This is a genomic window from Anaerosoma tenue, assembly GCF_023161965.1.
Classification (GTDB): domain Bacteria; phylum Actinomycetota; class Coriobacteriia; order Anaerosomatales; family Anaerosomataceae; genus Anaerosoma; species Anaerosoma tenue.
On the sequence record NZ_JALNTY010000002.1, the window covers coordinates 542,637 to 556,904 of the forward strand.

Here is a 14,268-nt window from a genome sequence, read left to right on the forward strand (position 1 = left end):
ATATTGAACATGTGTTCAGCAGAACGTACAGACGACCGCACCACCGCCGCGCGCATACGTGACGCGGCCATCCTGCGGTTTGGGGAGGTCGGCTTCGGCAAGGCGACCGTTCGGGACATCGCCGCTGATGCAGGGGTGTCTCCGGGTCTGGTGTTGCACCACTTCGGGTCGAAGGCGGGCCTTCGGGAGGCGTGCGACGAGCATGTGGTGGCCGAGTTCGGCCGCTCCCGCATCGAGGCCGTGGAGTCGGGGACCACGGACCCCTTCGCCGCGATGGCGGGCGTGCAGGGTGAGCAGCATCTCATGCGCTACTTCCTGCAAGGCCTGCGAGATAACTCACCCGGTGCCGGCCGCCTGTTCAGATCGCTGTTCGAGGAGACTCTGCGCTTGATGGAGCTGAGCGTCGAGCAAGGTGTGATCAGGCCGAGCGAGAACCTGCACGACCTCACCGCCGTCCTGCTCGGATGGCAGTTCGGCGGCCTGTTGCTCCAGGAGCAGGTCGCGCAGGTGTTTGGCACCGGGACGGATGCGGCCGAGATGATGCCCCGTTACGCCTGCGCTTCGATCGAGGCGCTCACCCACGGTGTGTTCGCTGATACCCGCTACGAGGACGCATGGCGCGAGTACGCCGCGAGCGGGGAGCCGCCCCCTGTGCAGGACGACCCCGCCTGAGCGGGGCTGACGGCATCCGAGGGCAGCCCGCCGGGCCGCCCCGACACGAAGGAGCGGTGAGCATGAGCAACGTCATCGAGACCACGGGTCTCGTCAAGGACTTCGGCAAGGTGCGCGCGCTCGACGGGCTCGACCTGAGCGTGGCCAAGGGGGAGGTGCACGGTTTCCTCGGGCCCAACGGCGCCGGCAAGACCACTACGATCCGCATCCTCCTGGGACTGCTGCGGGCCGACGCGGGCACGGCCACCATGCTCGGCGGCGACCCGTGGGACGACGCGGTGGCGCTGCATCGGCGTCTGGTGTACGTGCCCGGTGACGTGGAGCTGTGGCCCAACCTCACCGGCGGCGAGGCGATCGACCTGCTCGGAAGGTTGCGCGGCGGCCTGGATAAGGCGCGACGCGACATGCTCGTGGAGCGCTTCGATCTCGACCCCACCAAGAAGGGCCGCACGTACTCCAAGGGCAACCGGCAGAAGGTGGCGCTCATCTCGGCGCTGGCCTCCGATGCGGAACTGCTGCTGCTCGACGAGCCTACGGCCGGTCTCGACCCCCTCATGGAAGCCGTCTTCCAGGAGGTGATCCGCGACATGATGGCCGAAGGTCGTACGGTGTTGCTCTCGAGTCACATCCTCGCGCAGGTGGAGGTGCTGGCGGACCGCATCTCGATCATCCGCCAGGGCAAGGTGGTGGAGTCGGGAACCCTCCGTGACCTGCGGCATCTCACCCGCACCACGTTCACGGTGGAGACCGCCCAGCCGGCCAGCGCCATCGCGCAGATGCCGGGCGTCTTCAACTTCGAGCCGACCGATGGCCAGGTACGGTTCGACGTGGATGCCGAGCACGTCGGCACCGTGGTGAGCGCGCTCTCCGGCCTCGGCGTGCAGGCGATCACCTCCCGTCCGCCCACGCTCGAGCAGCTGCTGCTGCGCCACTACGGCGATGAGATGGCCGCGCACAACGGTGAGAGGGCGGAGGTGGCCCGATGACGGCGACCACCCCCGCACGCGGTGGTGGCACGCTCGTTGGCACGGGATCCCTCGTGCGGATGATGCTCCGCCGCGACCGCGTGAAACTGCCGAGCTGGATCCTCGGCATATCGCTCTTCTGGCTCTACTACACACGGCTCGTACCGACGGCGTATCCCACCAAGGCCGACCTTGACGCCATCGTGGGGATGATGGGCGGGGCCACCGGGCGCATGTGGACCGGGCCGACGTACTTCCTGGACAACATGACGTACGAGACGTTCATCCCGGCCGCATATGGCGGCTATCTGATCCTGGTGATCGTGCTGATGAGCATCCTGCTCATCGTGCGGCATACGCGTGTGGAGGAGCAGACCGGCCGGGCCGAGCTCGTGCGGGCGAGCGTGGTGGGACGGCACGCGCCGCTTACCGCGGCACTGCTGGTGGCGCTCATCGCCAACGGAGCCACCGCCGGGCTCATCGCGATCATGATGATTGCCGACCCGATCTTCTCCACCGCCGGTTCGCTGCTGTTCGCCGCGGGATGCTTCGCGAGCGGACTCGCGTTCGCCGGACTCACGGCGGCGATCGTGCAGGTGACCGAGTACTCGCGGACCGCCACCAGCCTGGCGGCAGGGGCGGGCCTTGGCGGAGCGTTCCTGATCAAGGCGCTCGGCGACATGGGTCACGAGCACGGCACGCTGCTCTCGTGGTTCTCGCCCATGGCCTGGCCGCAACAGACCGCGCCGTTCGTGCTCGACCGCTGGTGGCCGCTCGCTCTTTCGGTCGCGTTTGCCGTGGCGACTGCGGCGCTCGGTTACTGGCTTGCCGCACGACGTGACGTAGGAGCCGGGCTCATCGCCCCACGTGCGGGCAAAGCGCGCGCCAAAGGCTGGCTCGGTACGCCGGTCGGTCTGGCATGGCGGCTCGAGCGTCGGACGATCATGTGGTGGGCGATCGGATTGGGCGTGCTCGGCATGAGCATGGGCGCATTCGCCGAGCGTGCCGTGCCGGGTGAGATGCCCGAGGCGCTCCTGGTGGTGCTCGGTGGTGCGGAGAACATCACAGCCGGCTACCTGGCGTACATGGGCGTGTTCATGGCCTCGATCGTTGCCGTCTACGCGGTCCTTGCGATGCAGGGTCTGCGTGCCGAGGAGACCGGCGGACGCGGTGAGCCGGTACTGGCCGCCGCGGTCAGCCGCTGGTCGTGGCTGGGCGCGAACCTGCTCGTCGGCACGATCGGCGTTGTGGTCATCATGGGGGTAGCGGGGGCGATGACCGGACTCGGTGCAGCCTCGGTGCTTGGCGACAACGCGCTGATCTGGGAGGTCACCGCTGCGCACCTCAACCACGTGCCGCCGATCCTGGTAGTGCTCGGCGTGGCGGCGCTGCTCTTCGGTCTTCTGCCGAGGGCGACCGGCGCATCCTGGGCGCTCGTCGCGTACGGCTTCATCGTGGGCACGTTCGGCGCGCTGATGGACCTGCCCGACGTCGCCTTCGACATCTCGCCGTTCGAGCACCCGGCACGGATGCCGCTCGAGGAGTTCGAGCTCGTGCCGGTAGCCGTGCTCGTGGCGATCGCCGTGGGGTTGGTCGCTGCCGGTCTCGTTGCTTTCCGGCGACGCGATCTCGACGTGACGTAGGGGGCCGCATCCGCCGGTCCTATCAGGACGAGACGGCCCGCCTCCCGAGGCGGGCCGTACGTCTCGGGTTCATGCTCGTGCGCCGGTCGCCCCGGCGTTGCCGGGGGTATGAACCGACTGTCAGCCGACAGGAAGCGGTGATGTGGCGATGTCTGTTGAGAGTCCGGCCTACGAGGTCGTACGGCGTGAGGGGTCGTTCGAGTTGCGCCGGTACGAGCGGTATCTGACGGCGAGTGTCACGGTCCGCGCGGACAGCCACAACGGCGCCGCCTACAAGGCGTTCGGCGTGCTCGCCGACTACATCTTCGGCAACAACGTCGCCGCAGGCTCCATCCCGATGACCGCGCCCGTGAGCACGAGCCGGACGGAAGGGGCCCGGATCGCCATGACGGCACCGGTGACCTCGGAGCGGGTCAGGAGCGCTGAGCTGACCGGGGCGGCCCCTCTGTGCACCGTCAACTGCGCCGGGAAGTATACCGTACGGTTCACCATGCCCTCGCGCTACACCGAACTGGCGGACCTTCCACAGCCTAACGACCCGCGTGTCCGGCTCGACGTGGTGCCTGTGCATCGGGCGGTGGCCGAAGGGTTCGGCGGGCGGCTGGACGACGAGATGGTCGCGGCATCGGCCGAGCGGCTCCGCGCGTGGATGGCCGAGATGGACCTGGCTCCGGGTGGCGAGCCGGAGGCGGCACAGTACGATGCGCCCTGGAAGCCCGGGTTCATCCGGCACAACGAGGTCATCATCCCGGTAGCCGAGGCCTGAACGACCACCCGGCGGTCGCGGACCGCCGGGTGGCAGTGACGTCGAAGCGGACTGATACTAGTAGATCTTAGCCGCTATCGCGTCGTAGACGGTGGCGCTCAGCACATCGGATCCGCCAAAGCAGTCCGTCCGGCCGATCTGATAGCGGTGGGCGTCAAGGAAAGCGCCCGTATCCGCGGACAGGGTGCCCCCGTCGGTCAACAACAGTGCGCTGCCGTACACGCCCAGCGCCGCGCCCCCGCCAAGGGCGTCGGGGAAGTTCGTGCCGGTGGCGAAGCCGCAGGTGTCGAGGTCGATCCAGCGGTAGGCGAGACCCTTCTCGGCCACAGCCGTCGCGGTCTCGTACCGGTTGTCGCCCCACCAGCGCTCGGTGATCGTGCCGATGGCGCCGTTGGCGATGATGAGCGTCCTGAGCGCGGTGTTGGTGCCGGCGCTCACCACGCTCTCGCCGCCCACGATGTACCCGATGGTGATGTCGAGGTCATCCACGGCATCCGCCACGGAACCGGGCACCGAATCCTTCTGCACGAGCATGATCGGCGCGTTGGCCGCTCCGGCGACCGGTCCCACCGCCAGCGCATCCGGGAAGTTCTCACCGGTAGCGAAGCAGGCGCGGTCCATCTCGCCGGCGCCGAGGATCGTCCCCAGCCGGCGTGCGACTTCGGCCGAGGTCTCGTACCGGTTGTCGCCCCAGATCCGCTCAACAGCGTAGCTGGCATCCAGCTGGGTCATGACCGCATCGGACACCACGCTGCTGCCGCCGATGATCCAGACCTTCGTGGGGTTCAGCCGTGTGATCTCGGCAAGCGTCGCCGATGGTATGGAGTTGGGCGCTGTGAGAAGCAGCGGTGCGCCAAGCGCCCTGGCGAGCGGCGCCGCGCACAGCGCATCAGGGAAGTTCAGCCCGTTGCACAGGACCACATCCGTGGCGTCGGTGAAGTACCGCGTGCTCACGGCTGCGGCTGTGGCGTACCTGTCGGTCCCCGACGTGCGGTTGCGGAGTTTCATGTCCGAGGTGGCCAGCATGACGTCCTGGTCGCCACCGTCGCTCCGCTGATACCCGATCCGATGACCGTACAGGCTGGGGTAGCGGTCCGACTCGGCGCCGCCGAAGCTCGGTGTCTGCACCAGGTAGAGGCCGGCGATGAGTTGATAGCCGATGTCCGCGAATGCGGTGCCCTCCGCTTCGTGCCAGGCCACAGAGCGGTCGAAGATCGTGGGTGCGTGCTCGTCGAGCGTGTCGCTTGTGGCGACGTTCTCGATCGCACCGGTGTTCAAGTCACACACGACGATGTCGGTGTCACCGACGCCGTCGTTGGTCTCAAGCGCAACGCGGCGACCGTGCATCTGGATGTTAGCCACGTAGTCGCTGATCGCAAACGGCCCCTCCCAGTAGTCCCCCACCGGTGACAGTGTTCGGTGGTAGAGGTTGGCGCTACCCGGGGAGCGTTGTGCCATCACACACAAGCCGTTGTCTACGTCGTAGGCGATATCCGAGGGGCCGTCCGACAGCTGCCTGGCGGTGTATCCGCCCATGTCGTAGTTGCGGGCCCAGAGGTCATCGTTCGTGTCGTCCCACCAGATCACGAAGTTGCCGTCGATGCGCGGGAACTCTTCCACGGCAGCCGTTGCCCGAACCGTGCTCACAGTGTTCGTGCTCCACTGGTACATCTTGATGTCGTAGTTGCCGGAGCTGTTGTCCTGGAAGACGACCCGGTCACCCGAGACGTCCGGTTCGGCTTGCGTGCCTCCCGTGCTCGGGATCGTGCGCGTCACGCCGGTGGCGATGTTCCTGACCCGGATGCCGTTCTCGTACTCGTAGGCGAGGAGATGGCCGTCCAGCGCGGCGGTGTCCTCGGCGGCGGTTCCGCTGCCCGACACGACGACCTGCGTCCAGTCGACCGTGGGCATGATCACCACCAGGCCGGACGCCGAGCCCCCGAGCAGCATCACCACCGTCACACAACACAGAACGACCTGACGCGTATGAGTGAGTCTCATCACGTCCCCCTTCCTGCGCGGTGTCGCTGCGCGTGACACCCCCCTTGTGGATAAGACGCTGTACCCGCCCCCGGAGATGACGTAACGGTGTGGCACGTCGCGAGGGACGAGCGGTCGGGGCGGCCAGACACGCCGGGTTAGGGCCTGCGCCGCCGGTCTCGCCTCGTGCGCCCGTACGCGGTAATCTCGGCGTGCAGCGGAAGGAGGGCGGCATGTCACTCGACGATTACAACGAGAAACGTCACTTCGGCCATACGCCCGAGCCCGCGGGGAGCGCCGGGCGGTCCGGGGAGGGTCCTGCGGGCGGGCTGCGCTTCGTGGTGCAGAAGCACGACGCGTCCCAACTGCACTACGACTTCCGGCTGGAGTGGGACGGGGTGCTTCTCTCGTGGGCAGTGCCAAAGGGGCCCAGCCTCGACCCGAAGGACAAGCGGCTCGCCGTGGAGGTGGAAGACCACCCGGTTGACTACGCCGACTTCGAGGGGGTCATACCCGAGGACGAGTATGGTGGCGGCACCGTGATGGTGTGGGACCGGGGCACGTATGAGCCCCGGGGCGACATGGCGGAGATGCGCGCCGACGGCAGCATCAAGGTGGACATGCGCGGCGAGAAGCTTCGCGGGGGGTTCGCGCTGGTGCGCATGAAGCGGCGCGAGGGCGAGAAGCGGGACAACTGGCTGCTCATCAAGGAGCGCGACGACGAGGCCCGACCACGTGACTCGTACGATGTCTTGGCCGAGGAGCCCGGCTCCGCTAAGACCGGCCGGAGCATGGAGGAGATCGCGGCGGAGGCCTGATCGAACGCCGTCTGCGGCATCGGGTGCTGTCGCGGGCGGCCCGTGTGCGCTACGGTATCTCCATGGCTGCCACACGATCCGTCTTCGACATACTCGGTCCGGTGATGATCGGCCCCTCCTCGAGCCACACCGCCGGAGCGGTGAGGCTGGGCCTGCTGGCCCGGGCGATCGTCGGCCGACTGCCTGATTCTGTCACGGTCACGCTCCACGGATCGTTCGCCTCGACAGGCAAGGGCCACGGCACCGATCTCGCCATTGTTGCGGGCTTGCTCGGCATGCGTCCCGACGACCCGGGGATCGTGGATGCTTTCGAGCGGGCGGCGGACGCCGGAATGGAGTTCGACATCCGCACCGGCGACCTCGGCGACGTGCACGCTAACACGGCGCTTCTCCAGCTGTCACTCGGTGACCGCACGGTGGAGATCATGGGATCGTCGATCGGCGGTGGCGAGGTGCTCGTGACGCGTATGGGCCGTTTTGAGGTGTACGCCACGGGCCGCATGCCGCTGCTCATCGTGGAGCACACCGATCTGCCGGGAGAGATCGCGGCGGTCACGCGGATCATCTCCGAACATGGCGCCAACATCGCCGAGATGCGCGTGTCGCGCACGCGCAGAGGCGCCGAGGCGTTGATGCTGATCGAGACCGACACCGAACTCGACGCGGACGCGCTGGCCGCCATCGCCGAACTCCCTGGCGTGATGGTGACCCGCGCGGTGCCGGCGGTCTAGGGGAGGCGGCAGTGGCGTACACGACGTTCGCGGAACTCCTCGAGGCCGCGCGGGTGCACGGCTCGCTCGCAGCCGCCGCGATCGAGCGAGAGTCGTACGAGACCGGCGAGCCGGAAGAGGCGCTCCGTGCCCGCATGCGAGATCATCTGGGTGTCATGCGCGAAGCGGTGTCGCTCGGGCTGCAGGGAGACGCGCGCTCCCGCTCGGGCCTCGTGGGCGGCGATGCCGCACGGGTGGCGGCATCCGGCTCCGGCGTGCTCGGCGGGTTGTTCTCCCGCGCGCTGTCTGCAGCGCTGGCCGTCTCCGAGGTGAACGCGGCGATGGGTCGCGTGGTCGCCGCTCCCACCGGGGGCGCGTCGGGAGTGTTGCCGGGCGTGCTCATTGCCACAGCCGACGATCGCGGCCTGGCCGACGACGCGGTGGTGGACGCCCTGTTCGCCGCTGCCGCGATCGGGGCGGTGATCGAGGCGCGCACCAACCTCTCGGGCGCCGCCGCGGGATGTCAGGCCGAGGTGGGGGCTGCCGCGGCGATGGCGGCCGGCGCCACCACGGAGCTTCTCGGCGGTTCGCCGGAGGAGGCCGGGCACGCGGCCGCTCTCGCGCTGCAGGGCCTGCTCGGCCTTGTCTGCGACCCGGTGTGCGGCCTCGTGGAGGTGCCCTGTGTGGCGCGCAACGGCACGGCTACCGGCGTGGCGCTCTCGGCGATAGAGATGGCCCGCGCGGGCGTGCGATTCCCCATCCCGTTCGACGAGGTGGCCGAGGCGCTCGCAGGCGTGGGACGCGCGCTCCCGGCATCGTTGCGGGAGACCGCCCAGGGTGGTCTCGCTGCCACTCCGACGGCCCGCAGGATCGAGCGCTCGATCACCGATGCATGACAACGTCAACATACTGTAAACTGTTCCGCACGCGAGAGCGTGCGGTCTGTGTATCGCCCGAGGGCTCGAGCCTCCGGGGCACAGGTCGGCCGACCAAGTGCCATCCGGCGTTGGCTCCGATACATTGCGGACACTAGGAGCATGCATTGATCGAACTCATCGGAGTGAGCAAACACTTCGGGAACCATCAAGCGCTCAAAGAGATCGACCTGTTCGTCCCGTCCGGACAGAAGCTGGTCATCATCGGACCGTCGGGCTCCGGCAAGTCAACGCTCATCCGGTGCATCAACATGTTGGAGAAGCCGAGCGCCGGCCGTGTCATCGTGGACGGCATCGAGGTCACCGCTCCCCGGGCGCCGATCGCCAAGGTGCGTCAGCAGGTGGCGATGGTCTTCCAGTCGTTCAACCTCTACCCGCACAAGACAGTGCTGGAGAACGTCACGCTCGCGCCGATCGTGGTCTCGGGCGTGTCGCGTGAAGAGGCCACCGAGTCGGGACTCGCGTACCTGGAGCGCGTAGGGCTGAGCAGCCAGGCCGAGAAGTATCCCGCACAGCTCTCGGGCGGTCAGCAGCAGCGCGTAGCCATAGCCCGGGCACTCAACATGCATCCCAAGATCATGCTCTTCGACGAGCCCACCTCGGCGCTCGATCCGGAGATGATCCAGGAGGTGCTCGAGGTCATCATCGGCCTTGCCCATGGGGGCATCACGATGGTGGTCGTGACTCACGAGATGGGATTCGCAAAGGAAGCGGCGGACCGCGTGGTCTTCATGGACGACGGTTTGATCCTCGAGGACGGTACTCCCGAGCACTTCTTCGAGAACCCGCAGCACGAGCGCACCAAGCTCTTCCTGAGCAAGATCCTGCGGTAGGGGATCGCAAGCGGGGCTCTCCGGGACCGATCGGGTTCCGTGGCCGGTTGGCAGTGAACGCGTGATCACGCATCCCGGGTATCCCGGGGAGAAGGAGGAAGCATGAAGAGGACCGTACTGTCTCTGCTCCTTGCGCTTGCGCTCGTGTTGAGCGTCTCCGCGCTGGCGGGCTGCAGCTCGGAGGAGCCCGCCGAGCCCGCCGACAACGGGTCCGAGGAGCCGGCCGCCAGCGATCTTCCCGCCGGCGTCCAGGAGATCGCCGACGAGGGCGAGCTCCGTGTGGGTGTGAAGGCCGACGTTCCGAACTTCGGTCTGCAGGATGCGGCTACCGGTGAGTTCTCCGGCATGGAGATCGACCTCGCCTACGAGCTCGCCGAGCGCATGGGCCTCTCCAGGGACGACGTGGTCTTCGAGGCCGTCACGGCCAAGACCCGTGGCCCGCTGCTCGACAACGGCCAGCTCGACGTGGTCATCGCCACCTTCACCATCAAGCCCGAGCGTCTCGAGCAGTGGAACTTCTCGGACGCGTACTACCAGGATGAGGTCGGCCTGCTCGTGAAGAAGGACGCCGGTATCGAGAGCCTCGCGGACCTCGATGGCAAGGTCATCGGCGTGGCTCAGGGCGCGACCTCGCGTGACGCCGTCCAGGTCGAGGCCGACGCTCTCGGCATCGATGTGGAGTTCCTTGAGTTCGCCACGTACCCGGAGATCAACGCAGCCCTTGAGTCGGGTCGCGTCGACGCGTTCTCCGTGGACAAATCGATCCTCTCGGGATACCTCACCGATGACTCCGTCATCCTGCCCGACGGCTTCTCGCCCCAGGACTACGGTGTCGCCACCAAGCTGGGCACCGATGAGCTCCGCGACTTCATCAACGAGATGCTCTCGGACATGGAGGCCAGCGGCGAGATGGACACCCTGCTCGAGAAGTGGAACCTGGGCTGATCGTTCGCGATCAGACCGGAGACGCGCATGTCTGAGCTCATCGCGAGCATAGGCTTCCTGCAGCAGGGGCCGTTCTCGGTCCCGCGCTGGGAGGCGCTGTTCGCGAACATGGACGTGCTCTGGCAAGGCGCGCTCGTGACACTGCTGGTGGCGTCCCTGGGGCTGGCGCTCGCGCTGGCCCTGGGGACGATCATCGGCGTGATGTCGGCGTCGAGCTGGCGCGCGCCTCGTGCGTTCGCCAGGGCGTACGTGGAGTTCTACCAGAACACCCCGCTGCTCATCCAGGTGTTCATGATCTTCAACGCGTTGCCGATCATCTTCAAGGGCATGTTCATCCCCGTGGTCACGATCGGCATCATCGGCGTGGGGATGTACCACGGTGCCTACATCGCCGAGGTGGTCCGCGCCGGCATCCAGTCGATCGGCAGGGGTCAGCTCGAAGCCGCCCTGTCGCAGGGCTTCGGCTACGTAGGCGCGATGCGCTACATCATCATCCCGCAGGCGATGCGGGTCGTGCTGCCGCCGCTCACCAACCAGGCGGTCAGCCTCATCAAGAACACCTCGGTCATCGCAATCATCGCGGGCGGCGATCTCATGTACGCCGGCGACTCGTTCGCAGGGCGCTACGGGCACTACGGTCCCACGTATGTGGTCGTGGGTCTGCTGTACTTCCTCATGTGCTTCCCGCTCGCGCGCCTGGCACGTAGGCTCGAGTCGAGAGCGAGGGCTGCCTGATGGACGCCATCATGAGCAACCCCGTGATCCAGATGCTCTCTGACCCGGTCCTGTACATCGGGCTTGGGCAGGGCCTGCTGCTCACGCTGGAGATAGCGGGCATGTCCATCGTGTTGAGCTCGGTGTTCGGCACCATCATCGGCGCCATGCGCTACTCGGGCTTCCCGGTGGTCAGCCACCTGGCCACCACGTACATCGAGGTGGTGCGGAACCTCCCGCAGCTCCTGCTGATCCTGGTGAGCTACTTCGTGCTCGGGCTTCCCGCGATGTGGGCGGCCACGATCGGCCTCACCATCTACACGTCGGCCATCATCGCCGAGGTGATCCGCGGTGGGCTGAACTCCGTGCCGGTGGGTCAGTGGGAAGCCGCCCGGTCGCAGGGGTTCTCGTTCCTGCAGTCGATGCGGTATATCGTGCTGCCCCCCGCTGTCGTGAAGATGATCCCGCCGATCGTCTCCCAGTTCGTCACGGTCATCAAGGACTCGTCGTTCGCTATGGCGATCGGCGCGTACGAGCTGATGTTCAAGGGCACCATCCTGGCGGCCAAGTACTGGCGGCCATCTCAGATCATCACGATCTACATCGTGATCTCCCTCGTCTACTTCGCCGTGAACTTCGTCATCTCCACGGTCGCCAGACGGCTTCAGAAGAAGCTCTCAACGGGTAGAGGCACCATAGGGAACTGAGAGGGAGGAGTCACCATGCGATCACCGTGGACGACCGACCGGGAGTCGCTGCGGACGAGGGCGGTGACGTTCATCCTCTGGGGCGTGCTCCTGATCGTGCTCGGCATGGCGCTCCTCGCGTGGCCCAACCTCACCGGCACCGTGCTCATGACCATCGTGGGCGTCTTCCTGGCTGCCGCCGGTGCGGTGCTCCTCTACAGCGCCTGGCGGCTGCGTCCGGTCTGGGGCGGCCTCTGGGTGGTATCGCTGGTGCCCGCTGTCGCCCTGATGGTGTTCGGCATCGTGGTGCTCACCAGTCCGGATCTCGTGAGCACGCTCGTGCTCACCATAGTCGCCGTGCTTGCGGTGATCGCGGGCCTCAACGATCTCGCTGGCGCTCTGGCGATCGCGCGCGTCTTCAGCTGGTGGTGGTTGCGGCTGTTGCGAGGTCTGCTGCTCATCGGAGCGGGTGTGTGGGTGATCGTGGAGGACATCTCGGGGCTTGCGGTCGTGGGAGTGGCCGCCGGGGCGTGGTCGCTCGTGCTGGGCGCCCTCTCGATCGTCTGGGGCGTGCTCTCGGTCAGGGACTGAGGGGGCAACCACACACGAGGTTGGACGCGGGCGTCTAAGTTCGTCCCTTCGACTTCGTCGTCACCAGTCGTCTCAGTCCGGGAGCCGCCGTGAACATGAACGCATGTCCCTGTCGCTGCACCCTCATGTAGCCGCGGTCGACGAGGCCGATCAGATCGGCGCGGGCCGTGGAGTACGCGATGTCGTACGAACGACGGTGATAGTCGATGTAGAACGTCGCCCCCGGGAGCCGTATAGCCCGGCCGAGGACGGTCCGCTGACGGTGGTTCAGAGACGGGTCGAAGCGCAGTTGTGACCGCAGGCGCTCGTTCTCGTCCACGCGCGCATCGATGTTGCGACCGAGCGTCTCGAGGGCCCTCCACACGCTCTCGAGCGCCCAGGATACGAATCCGGTGAGATCTCCGTGATTCTCGGCAGGCCAACGTCTCGCGTACTCACCATAGCGGTGGAGGAGGACCTGTGAGATCGGCATGAGCTGGAGTACCGGATACCCGGCGCGGTGCATGTAGATCTGAAATATCGCGCGCGCCAGTCCCACGTCGCTGAGCTCGAACGGACGGAGGTTGAGGAGCGAGAAGTACAGGAGGAGGCCGCGGACCAACGGGTGGACCCACGGATCCTCACGCTTTGCGGCTGCGAGCATACGCTGGAGCGTCGGTTCGACCTCGCGCGCCAAGGGCACCTGGTATGCCCCGGGCCACCGGTCGACGGTCGTCCGCCGCGGTATGTTCTTCCGCCGCAGCGCGGTGCACTCACCTTCGGCACACAGGCCCTTCGTGAGCATGCGCTGCACCTGGAGGACTGTGTCCATGCCGAGGGGAGCCGAGGCCAGTCTGGGTACGTCACGCATCGTGGTGTAGAAGTTCACCACCAACCGCTCCGTTCGGGTCCGGGGCTTGGTGCCGTGACCGAGGAACTCGCGCACATCCTGGAAGCTCTTGCTCTCGTCGGGCATCAGGCAAGCCGCGGTCGTCTCGTCCATCAGCGTCTGGCTGGCGAAGCGCTGCTGCTCGTCTCCGAGCCTGCCAAGCGCGGTGGACAGGCGTCCGAAGGCAAGCGTGTCGATCTCGTGCAGGTGCCGGAGTATCTCCGGCGTAGGGATGAACCACCGCGAGTCCACGGTGCCGAGCGTGATCTCGTGCGCGCAGACCCGACGCGCGAAGTCGAGGATCGACCAGGCGGTCGTTCGCGCATCTTCGTCCAGCGTGGCGGTTCGTTTGGCGAGCTCCTCCTCGTAGGCGTAGTCCTGGTTGGCCAGGCGCAGCAAGGTATGCAGGTCTTCCGGGGTCATCACCGCAAGAAGATCGCGCAGTTGCTGCCTCGAGGGAGTCACCCCGGGCTCGACCATGATACCCACCTGACTTTCTATCGATTCTCGTCAGTTGGAGCGTTTGAATGCTGTCAACGCAGGGATGGCCGACCTCTCCATCTGCCACAAGCCCACTCTATAGCAAACTATCGATTTCCGAAAGTTGCACAGTTCCGGCGCTTTCGGCGTGATGTAGCGGTGCCCCGCCGTGGGGCGCCGCCCCCGGCAAGGGCGCGATCACAGACATAGGGGAAAGGGGTGAGGCCATGGCTGAGACGCTGTGGTTCGATTCGGCCACCTGGCTGGTGTGGTTCGCGCCGTTTGCAGGCGTGCTCGCCGCCGGGCTCAGCAGACGCAGGGACCCGGTGATCGAAGGCGACAAGGTCCTGCGGCACGACGTCCCGGCGCGGATCACGCACTGGACGCACGGCGTGGGCACGATGATGCTGCTCATATCAGGCATCGCGCTCGGGCTGTTCTTCACACCGGCGCTCGTCTCGGGCGGCGAAGGGGTCTGGACGTGGATGAACGTCCACTTCGCCTTCGTGGTGATGTTCTTGTTCGGCACCTTCTACTACGGCGCCAACACGCTCATGGCGGCCAAGCGGTTCCGTGAGCACCTGCCCACGAAGAACGCCGTGGACTACACCAAGCGCCACTACGGCCTCTTGCTCGGGTTCAAGAAGTTCACCTTCCCGCCC

General features: G+C 66.8%; 14 protein-coding genes and 1 pseudogene. 13 read left to right on the top strand and 2 right to left on the bottom strand.

What is annotated here, in order from left to right; genetic code table 11:
- Nucleotides 1-9 precede the first annotated feature (9 nt).
- The 4 genes from MSB02_RS07610 (at nt 10) to MSB02_RS07625 (ending at nt 4,046) form a co-directional block, all read left to right on the top strand.
- The gene (locus MSB02_RS07610) at nt 10-672 is read left to right on the top strand and encodes a TetR/AcrR family transcriptional regulator (protein WP_267194626.1); all 663 of its coding nucleotides are present in this window, start codon (nt 10-12) and stop codon (nt 670-672) included.
- 62 nt (nt 673-734) lie between these two features.
- The gene (locus MSB02_RS07615; RefSeq protein WP_267194627.1) at nt 735-1,658 is read left to right on the top strand and encodes an ABC transporter ATP-binding protein; all 924 of its coding nucleotides are present in this window, start codon (nt 735-737) and stop codon (nt 1,656-1,658) included.
- Nucleotides 1,655-3,280 (top strand): ABC transporter permease, encoded by a 1,626-nt coding sequence (locus MSB02_RS07620; protein ID WP_267194628.1) that lies wholly within the window; start codon nt 1,655-1,657, stop codon nt 3,278-3,280. The genes MSB02_RS07615 and MSB02_RS07620 overlap by 4 nt, the downstream gene beginning before the upstream one ends.
- A gap of 148 nt (nt 3,281-3,428) precedes the next feature.
- A complete protein-coding gene (locus tag MSB02_RS07625; protein ID WP_267194651.1) occupies nt 3,429-4,046 on the top strand; it encodes an SOUL family heme-binding protein in 618 nt (205 codons plus the stop codon).
- A 57-nt stretch (nt 4,047-4,103) separates the two neighbouring features.
- On the opposite strand, the gene MSB02_RS07630 is transcribed toward MSB02_RS07625, so the two are convergent.
- Nucleotides 4,104-6,047 carry a cell wall-binding repeat-containing protein gene (locus MSB02_RS07630; RefSeq protein WP_267194629.1) on the bottom strand — a complete coding sequence of 648 codons (1,944 nt, stop codon included), beginning with the start codon at nt 6,045-6,047 and terminating at the stop codon, nt 4,104-4,106.
- A 212-nt stretch (nt 6,048-6,259) separates the two neighbouring features.
- Between MSB02_RS07630 and MSB02_RS07635 the strand changes: the two genes are divergently transcribed.
- The 8 genes from MSB02_RS07635 (at nt 6,260) to MSB02_RS07670 (ending at nt 12,258) form a co-directional block, all read left to right on the top strand.
- Complete coding sequence (locus MSB02_RS07635) at nt 6,260-6,844, top strand: DNA polymerase ligase N-terminal domain-containing protein (protein WP_323748514.1); 585 nt, start codon at nt 6,260-6,262, stop codon at nt 6,842-6,844.
- Nucleotides 6,845-6,906: 62 nt separating this feature from the next.
- A complete protein-coding gene (gene sdaAB, locus MSB02_RS07640) occupies nt 6,907-7,575 on the top strand; it encodes an L-serine ammonia-lyase, iron-sulfur-dependent subunit beta (RefSeq protein WP_267194630.1) in 669 nt (222 codons plus the stop codon).
- Between the two features lie 11 nt (nt 7,576-7,586).
- Nucleotides 7,587-8,450, top strand: coding sequence for an L-serine ammonia-lyase, iron-sulfur-dependent, subunit alpha (sdaAA, locus tag MSB02_RS07645; RefSeq protein ID WP_267194631.1), 864 nt, complete (start codon nt 7,587-7,589; stop codon nt 8,448-8,450).
- 146 nt (nt 8,451-8,596) lie between these two features.
- Entirely contained in the window at nt 8,597-9,322 is a 726-nt protein-coding gene (locus tag MSB02_RS07650; RefSeq protein WP_267194632.1) for an amino acid ABC transporter ATP-binding protein, read from the top strand.
- A gap of 102 nt (nt 9,323-9,424) precedes the next feature.
- The gene (locus tag MSB02_RS07655; RefSeq protein WP_267194633.1) at nt 9,425-10,267 is read left to right on the top strand and encodes a transporter substrate-binding domain-containing protein; all 843 of its coding nucleotides are present in this window, start codon (nt 9,425-9,427) and stop codon (nt 10,265-10,267) included.
- Between the two features lie 27 nt (nt 10,268-10,294).
- A complete protein-coding gene (locus tag MSB02_RS07660; RefSeq protein ID WP_267194634.1) occupies nt 10,295-11,002 on the top strand; it encodes an amino acid ABC transporter permease in 708 nt (235 codons plus the stop codon).
- Nucleotides 11,002-11,688 carry an amino acid ABC transporter permease gene (locus MSB02_RS07665; RefSeq protein WP_267194635.1) on the top strand — a complete coding sequence of 229 codons (687 nt, stop codon included), beginning with the start codon at nt 11,002-11,004 and terminating at the stop codon, nt 11,686-11,688. The genes MSB02_RS07660 and MSB02_RS07665 overlap by 1 nt, the downstream gene beginning before the upstream one ends.
- 15 nt (nt 11,689-11,703) lie before the next feature.
- Complete coding sequence (locus tag MSB02_RS07670) at nt 11,704-12,258, top strand: HdeD family acid-resistance protein (RefSeq protein ID WP_267194636.1); 555 nt, start codon at nt 11,704-11,706, stop codon at nt 12,256-12,258.
- 34 nt (nt 12,259-12,292) lie between these two features.
- On the opposite strand, the gene MSB02_RS07675 is transcribed toward MSB02_RS07670, so the two are convergent.
- Nucleotides 12,293-13,606, bottom strand: coding sequence for a Fic family protein (locus MSB02_RS07675; RefSeq protein ID WP_267194637.1), 1,314 nt, complete (start codon nt 13,604-13,606; stop codon nt 12,293-12,295).
- 227 nt (nt 13,607-13,833) lie between these two features.
- Here MSB02_RS07675 and MSB02_RS07680 point away from each other — a divergent pair.
- Nucleotides 13,834-14,268 (top strand): annotated as a pseudogene (locus MSB02_RS07680) (cytochrome b/b6 domain-containing protein); the annotation flags it as partial.

Bases quoted from the DNA above. Each gene is read 5' to 3' on its own strand.
- MSB02_RS07610 (WP_267194626.1), top strand. From the start codon at position 10: ATGTGTTCAGCAGAACGTACAGACGACCGCACCACCGCCGCGCGCATA.
- MSB02_RS07615 (WP_267194627.1), top strand. From the start codon at position 735: ATGAGCAACGTCATCGAGACCACGGGTCTCGTCAAGGACTTCGGCAAG.
- MSB02_RS07620 (WP_267194628.1), top strand. From the start codon at position 1,655: ATGACGGCGACCACCCCCGCACGCGGTGGTGGCACGCTCGTTGGCACG.
- MSB02_RS07625 (WP_267194651.1), top strand. From the start codon at position 3,429: ATGTCTGTTGAGAGTCCGGCCTACGAGGTCGTACGGCGTGAGGGGTCG.
- MSB02_RS07630 (WP_267194629.1), bottom strand. From the start codon at position 6,047: ATGAGACTCACTCATACGCGTCAGGTCGTTCTGTGTTGTGTGACGGTG.
- MSB02_RS07635 (WP_323748514.1), top strand. From the start codon at position 6,260: ATGTCACTCGACGATTACAACGAGAAACGTCACTTCGGCCATACGCCC.
- sdaAB (WP_267194630.1), top strand. From the start codon at position 6,907: ATGGCTGCCACACGATCCGTCTTCGACATACTCGGTCCGGTGATGATC.
- MSB02_RS07655 (WP_267194633.1), top strand. From the start codon at position 9,425: ATGAAGAGGACCGTACTGTCTCTGCTCCTTGCGCTTGCGCTCGTGTTG.
- MSB02_RS07660 (WP_267194634.1), top strand. From the start codon at position 10,295: ATGTCTGAGCTCATCGCGAGCATAGGCTTCCTGCAGCAGGGGCCGTTC.
- MSB02_RS07665 (WP_267194635.1), top strand. From the start codon at position 11,002: ATGGACGCCATCATGAGCAACCCCGTGATCCAGATGCTCTCTGACCCG.
- MSB02_RS07670 (WP_267194636.1), top strand. From the start codon at position 11,704: ATGCGATCACCGTGGACGACCGACCGGGAGTCGCTGCGGACGAGGGCG.
- MSB02_RS07675 (WP_267194637.1), bottom strand. From the start codon at position 13,606: ATGGTCGAGCCCGGGGTGACTCCCTCGAGGCAGCAACTGCGCGATCTT.